At 64.9% G+C, this 6389-nt stretch carries 7 protein-coding genes; 6 read left to right on the forward strand and 1 reads right to left on the reverse strand.

The genetic code is table 11. The features are described from left to right. Nucleotides 1–11 precede the first annotated feature (11 nt). Nucleotides 12–1253, forward strand: a complete 1242-nt coding sequence (locus PMI40_RS03000; RefSeq protein WP_008111962.1) for a cystathionine gamma-synthase family protein — start codon at nt 12–14, stop codon at nt 1251–1253. A 104-nt stretch (nt 1254–1357) separates the two neighbouring features. Here PMI40_RS03000 and PMI40_RS03005 read toward each other — a convergent pair whose 3' ends face one another. Next, the gene (locus tag PMI40_RS03005) at nt 1358–1954 is read right to left on the reverse strand and encodes a TIGR00730 family Rossman fold protein (protein ID WP_008111965.1); all 597 of its coding nucleotides are present in this window, start codon (nt 1952–1954) and stop codon (nt 1358–1360) included. Between the two features lie 217 nt (nt 1955–2171). Here PMI40_RS03005 and PMI40_RS03010 point away from each other — a divergent pair, with 217 nt between their 5' ends. The 5 genes from PMI40_RS03010 to PMI40_RS03030 all read left to right on the forward strand — a co-directional run. Continuing rightward, on the forward strand, nt 2172–3191 hold the full coding sequence (locus tag PMI40_RS03010; RefSeq protein WP_008111966.1) for a patatin-like phospholipase family protein: 1020 nt from the start codon (nt 2172–2174) through the stop codon (nt 3189–3191). A gap of 72 nt (nt 3192–3263) precedes the next feature. After that, on the forward strand, nt 3264–4151 hold the full coding sequence (locus PMI40_RS03015; RefSeq protein WP_008111969.1) for an alpha/beta fold hydrolase: 888 nt from the start codon (nt 3264–3266) through the stop codon (nt 4149–4151). Nucleotides 4152–4221: 70 nt separating this feature from the next. Continuing rightward, nucleotides 4222–5064 (forward strand): 3',5'-nucleoside bisphosphate phosphatase, encoded by an 843-nt coding sequence (locus PMI40_RS03020; protein ID WP_008111971.1) that lies wholly within the window; start codon nt 4222–4224, stop codon nt 5062–5064. Between the two features lie 103 nt (nt 5065–5167). Then, a complete protein-coding gene (gene htpX / locus PMI40_RS03025; RefSeq protein ID WP_008111972.1) occupies nt 5168–6043 on the forward strand; it encodes a protease HtpX in 876 nt (291 codons plus the stop codon). 75 nt (nt 6044–6118) lie between these two features. Next, nucleotides 6119–6389: Sua5/YciO/YrdC/YwlC family protein (locus tag PMI40_RS03030; protein ID WP_008111975.1), on the forward strand; the 271-nt coding region annotated here is incomplete at its 3' end.

Raw genomic sequence — 6389 nt, forward strand, 5'->3', positions numbered from 1 at the left:
AAATTTTCGCGATGAACGATAAAAAGACCTACGGCTTCACCACCACCATCCTGCACGGCGATCGTCAGAAGGACATCGAGCATGGCTCGCTGCACAAGCCTATCCATACCTCGGTGGCCTTCGGCTACAAGGACGCACGCCAACTGGCCGATGTGTTCCAGGGCAAGCAGCCGGGCTACCGCTACGGGCGCCAGGGCAATCCCACGGTGTCGGCGCTGGAAGACAAGATCACCGCCATGGAAGGCGGCCGGTCGAGCATCTGCTTTTCCACCGGCATGGCCGCCATCGGCGCCATCGTGCAAGGCTTGCTGCGCGAAGGCGACCACGTGGTGTCGTCGGCCTTCCTGTTCGGCAATACCAACAGCCTGTGGATGACGGTAGGCGCGCAGGGCGCCGAGGTGAGCATGGTCGACGCCACCGACGCGGCCAATGTCGAGGCCGCATTGAAGCCCAACACGCGCCTGGTGTTCGTCGAGACCATCGCCAACCCGCGTACCCAGATCGCCGACCTGAAGCGTATCGGCGAGCTGTGCCGCGCGCGCGGCATCCTGTACGTGGTGGACAACACCATGACCTCGCCCTACCTGTTCCGGCCCAAGGCGGTAGGTGCCGGGCTGGTGGTCAATTCGCTGACCAAGTCGATCGCCGGCCACGGCAATGCGCTGGGTGGCGCGCTGACCGATACCGGCGAATACGACTGGACCCGCTATCCGCACATCGCCGAGAACTACAAGCGCAACCCGGCGCCGCAATGGGGCATGGCGCAGATCCGCGCCAAGGCCTTGCGCGACTTCGGCGCCTCACTGGGCCCGGAGGCGGCGCACCACATCGCGGTCGGTGCCGAGACCATCGCGCTGCGCCTGGAGCGCGAGTGTCGCAATGCGCTGGCCCTGGCCCAGATGCTGGAGGCCGATGATCGCGTCGCTGCCGTCTACTACCCGGGCCTGGCGTCGCATCCGCAGCACGCCCTGGCCAGCGAGCTGTTCCGCTCGTACGGCAGCCTGCTGTCGTTCGAATTGAAGGATGGCATCGATTGCTTCGACTACCTGAACCGGATGCAACTGGCGGTCGCTTCCAGCAACCTGGGCGACACCCGTACGCTGGTGATCCCGGTGTCGCATACCATCTTCTACGAAATGGGGCGCGAGCGACGCGCGGCGATGGGCATCGCCGAGTCGCTCATCCGGGTGTCGGTCGGACTGGAAGACACCGACGACCTGGTGCACGACTTCCGCCAGGCACTGGATGCCTGATGCCTGATGCCGTGATGGTGCGAGGCGGCCGGTAGCCATGGACATGCCTGCGACTCCAGGAGCCGCAGGCATTTTTCATTGGATCGCCGTAGCGGCGCCGGGGATCAGGGCAGCAGGTTGGCCACTGCCTCGCGATCGGCCCACTTGGTCTTGTAGCTGGGGGTGAAGGTCTTGAAGCGCTCGATCAGGCGCGCCGGATCGGATTCGTGCATCATCAGGCCCGACTGGTCGCTGCTCACGAAGCGCTGCGACACCAGGTGGTCGACGAAAGCGATCAGGTTGTCATAGAAGCCCTCGGTGTTGTATAGGCTGATGGGCTTGTAGTGAAAGCCCAGCTGGGCCCAGGTCAGCACCTCGAACAATTCTTCCAGCGTACCCATGCCGCCCGGCATGGCCACGAAGCCGTCGGCCAGCTCGGCCATCATGGCCTTGCGCTCGTGCATGTCCTTGACGATGTGCAGGCGGGTCAGGCCATGGTGGCCCAGTTCCTTGTCCAGCAGGGCCTTGGGGATCACCCCGGTGGCTTCGCCCCCCAGTTGCATGATCTCGGTGGCGATGATGCCCATCAGGCCCACATTGCCACCGCCGTACACCAGCGCGATATTGTTCTTGACCATTTCACGGGCCAACTGGCGGGCCGCGTCGGCATAGGCCGGCGATGCGCCAGGGGAAGAGCCGCAATAAACGCAAATCGATTTCATGAGTCCTCTGCAATAACCATCGCTACAATGCCCCGGGAATGTCACGGCCGATGCGGGCAGGGCAGCGGAATGAAAATGTTGTCTCGACGTTGATTTCCGGGCCAAGACCACATTCATGTTATACCATGTTCGTGGTGCGGTGCAGCATAAGGTGCCCCGATGACAACCCGGTGACAGCAATGATAACGGCAGGGCCCAGGCCCGGCAAAAGGACATCATGGCCAACAAGATCGTCAGTCTCGCCCTGCAGGGTGGTGGTTCCCACGGCGCCTTTACCTGGGGCGTGCTGGATCGGCTGCTGGAAGACGCGCGGCTGGATATCGAAGGCATCAGCGGCGCCTCGGCCGGTGCCATGAATGCAGCGATCCTGGCCCAGGGCTATGCCCAGGATGGACGCGACGGCGCCCGGGCGGCGCTGGAGCGGTTCTGGAGCAGCCTGTCCACGCGCGAACCCTTCGGCCTGGACCAGCCCGACTTTGGTGGCGCGGCGGTGACCAATCCGGCCACCATGCCCGGCATGCAGGCCTTGTTGGCGATGACGCGCTTTTTCACGCCGGCCCAGTTGAACCCGCTCGATATCAATCCGCTGCGCGACATCCTCAACGAACAGATCGATTTCGAGCGGCTGCGCCAGCAGCGCGAGATTGGCCTGTTCATCGCGGCCACCCAGGTCAGCACCGGCACGCTGAAGATCTTCCGCAACGCCGATCTGTCGGCCGACGTGTTGCTGGCGTCGGCCTGCCTGCCGTCGCTGCATCGGCCCATCGAGATCGATGGCGAGGCCTACTGGGATGGTGGGCTGACCGCCAATCCCCCGATCTTCCCGCTGCTGCAGGCCTGCGCCTCGCCTGATGTGATGGTGGTGCTGCTGCATCCCAGCCGGCGCCCGGTCACGCCCACCACCAGCGACGAGATCGGCCAGCGGCTGTCGGAGATCAGTTTCAGTTCGGCCTTCTTCACCGAGTTGACCGGGCTGGCGATGGTCAAGCGCGAAGCCGAGAATGCCAGCTTCGCGTTCGGCTCGCTGGAGCGTCGCCTGCGCCGGCTCAACATGCACCTGATCGACGCCGACGAACTGATGGGGCAACTGACCAACATGAGCAAGCTCAACACCCAGGGCAGCTTCATCCGCAGCCTGCACCAGCAGGGGCGGCAACGGGCCGGCGAATGGCTGCAACAGCACTTCGACAGCATCGGCCGGCGCTCGACCTTCGATCTGGGGCGTTTTTTGCCCTGAATGCGCCGGGATTGCGCACGGTCGTTCGGTTTTGACTATACTTGCCGGCTCGATCCTCCACCGCACAGCGCCATGACCCAGCCCGGCAAGCCCTTCCGTTCCGAATACCTGACCCTGCGCGGCCTGCGGTCCCACATCCGCCATTGGGGCGACGACGGTGCGCCCAAGCTGTTCATGCTGCATGGCTGGATGGATGTCTCGGCGTCGTTCCAGTTCGTGGTCGACGCCTTGCAACGCGACTGGCATGTGATCGCGCCCGACTGGCGCGGCTTCGGCCTGTCGGCGCGCAGCGGCGCCGATACCTACTGGTTTCCCGACTACCTGGCCGACCTCGATGCCATCCTGGCCCATTACGCCGGCGACGACGCCGTCAACCTGCTGGGTCACAGCATGGGCGGCAACATCGCCAGCCTGTATGCCGGCGTGCGTCCGGCACGGGTGGCGCGGCTGATCAACCTGGAAGGGGTGGGGCTGCCACCGACGCGTCCCGAGCAGGCTCCGGATCGGTTTGCCGAATGGCTCGACAGCTTGCGCAAGGTACCACTCATGCGTGGCTACGATAGCGTCGACCAGGTGGCCGCGCGGCTACAGAAGAACAATGCCCGCCTCACCGACGCGCGCGCCGCGTTCCTGGCGCAGCACTGGGCCCGGCCCGACGCCCATGGCCAGTGGCAGATACTGGGCGACCCGGCCCACAAGCAGGTCAGCCCCTTGCTGTATCGCGCCGACGAGATGACCGCCTGCCTGGCCCGCATCACCGCGCCGGTGCTGTGGGTGGAGGCGCGCCAGAGCGAGCTGTGGCGGTTCTTCGGTTCCAACGAACTGGTGCGCGAAGAGATCGACCGCCGCATTGCGTTCATTGACAAGGTACAGGTCGAGATGATCGAGGATGCCGGCCACATGCTGCACCACGACCAGCCCGAACGGCTGGCGCAGCTCATCGAGCGCTTCATCGGGTAGCCGGCAAGGGCCGCCGATGCGGCGTACAATGGCATTCGGTTGCAGCTTGCATCCGACTCCACCCGATCCTATGTCTCAACTCAAGTTCGACCTGCATTGCCACTCCAATGTCTCCGACGGCCTGCTGCCGCCGGAACAGGTCGCCGCGCGCGCGCACGCCCATGGTGTAGGTGTGTGGGCCCTGACCGACCATGACGAGCTGGGCGGTGTGGCCCGTGCCCGCGCCGCCGCCCAGGCACTGGGCATGCACCATGTGGGTGGGGTCGAGATCTCGGTGACCTGGGCCGGCCAGACGGTGCACGTGGTGGGCCTGCGGGTCGACGAAACCAATCCCGCGCTGATCGCCGGCCTGGCGGCGACCCGCAACGGACGCGAGCGGCGCGCCCGCGAGATTGCCGACGAACTCGACAAGGTCGGCATCTGCGGCGCCTACGAAGGTGCCTTGCAGCACGTGGGCAATCCCGACCTGATCTCGCGCACGCACTTTGCCCGCCACATGGTCGAGCGCGGTCATTGCGGCGACACCAAGGAAGTGTTCGCCAACTACCTCACCGAGGGCAAGCCCGGCTATGTGCCCCATCGCTGGGCAACGCTCGATGAGGCAGTGGCCTGGATACGCGGCGCCGGCGGGGTCGCGGTGATCGCCCACCCCGGCCGCTACAAGTACAGCCCGCTGCAGTTCGGCGCGCTGTTCGACCAATTCAAGCAACTGGGCGGGGCGGCCATCGAAGTCACCACCGGCAGCCATTCCCCGGAACAATACGAAGAATATGCCCAGGTTGCGCGTCACTACGGTTTCCTGGCGTCGATGGGCTCCGACTTCCATGGACCCGGCGAATCGCGGGTCGACCTAGGTGAATTGCCGCCCCTGTCGCGCGGGCTGACCCCGGTCTGGCACGACTGGGGTTTCTAGCACTGCCACGACCGCGCCCGGTGCCGGCCGGCCACGGTCGCGCTCTTGAATTCGGCCGCGGCAATCCTATCTACCAGCCAGTTCCCCCGATAGGAGTGTTCCGATGAAACGCATCTTGCTGTTTATTGCTACCAACATTGCCGTGCTGGTCGTGATGAGCGTCATTTTGTCGCTGTTGGGTGTCGACCGTTTCCTCACCAATGCCGGCCTGAACCTGCCCATGCTGCTGGTGTTTTCGCTGGTGGTCGGTTTCACCGGCTCGATCATCTCCTTGCTGATGAGCAAGAGCATGGCCAAGTGGTCCACCGGCGCGCGCGTCATTGAAACGCCGGTCAACGGCACCGAAGCCTGGCTGCTGCAGACCGTCGGCAGGCTGGCCCAGCGCGCCGGTATCGGCATGCCCGAAGTGGCGGTGTACGAGGGCGAACCGAACGCGTTCGCCACCGGCGCCTTTCGCGACTCGGCCCTGGTGGCGGTGTCGACCGGCCTGTTGCAGGGCATGACCCAGGAAGAAGTCGAGGCCGTGCTGGGACACGAAGTGGCCCACATCGCCAATGGCGACATGGTCACCATGACCTTGATCCAGGGCGTGGTGAATACCTTCGTGGTATTCCTGTCGCGGGTGGTCGGCTATTTCGTCGACTCGGCCCTGCGTCGCAACAACGACGAGTCCGGCCCCGGCATCGGCTACATGGTGACGGTGATGGTGTGCCAGGTCGTGTTCGGTATCGGCGCCTCGATGATCGTGGCCTGGTTCTCGCGCCATCGCGAGTTCCGCGCCGATGCCGGCGCGGCGCGGCTGATGGGCTCGCCCCAGCCGATGATCCATGCGCTGGCGCGCCTGGGCGGTTTTTCGGCAGCAGGCTTGCCCAACTCGATGGCCGCGCTGGGCATCAGCGACAAGCCCGGCATCATGGAGCTGTTCTCGACGCACCCGCCACTGGAGCAGCGCATCGCGGCATTGCGCGGGCAGCGCTGAGCGCACCGGGTATCCGTTTGGCGGCGGTGGCGACACCGCCGCTTTGCATTGAATGAACCGAATACGGAAGCAGTCATGAGTCAATTCTTCGAGATCCATCCCGACAACCCGCAACTGCGCCTGATCAAGCAGGCGGCCCAGATCATCCACAAGGGTGGCCTGGTGGCCTTGCCGACCGACTCCTGTTATGCGCTGGTGTGCCAGCTCGACAATAAGGACGCGGTCGAGCGGGTGCGCCGCATCCGCGGCGTCGACGACAAGCACCATTTGACGCTGCTGTGCCGCGACCTCTCCGAGATCGCCGTCTATGCCAAGGTCGACAACCGCCAGTACCGGCTGGTCAAGG

Source organism: Herbaspirillum sp. YR522, assembly GCF_000282575.1.
In the GTDB taxonomy this organism is placed as follows: Bacteria; Pseudomonadota; Gammaproteobacteria; order Burkholderiales; family Burkholderiaceae_D; genus Herbaspirillum.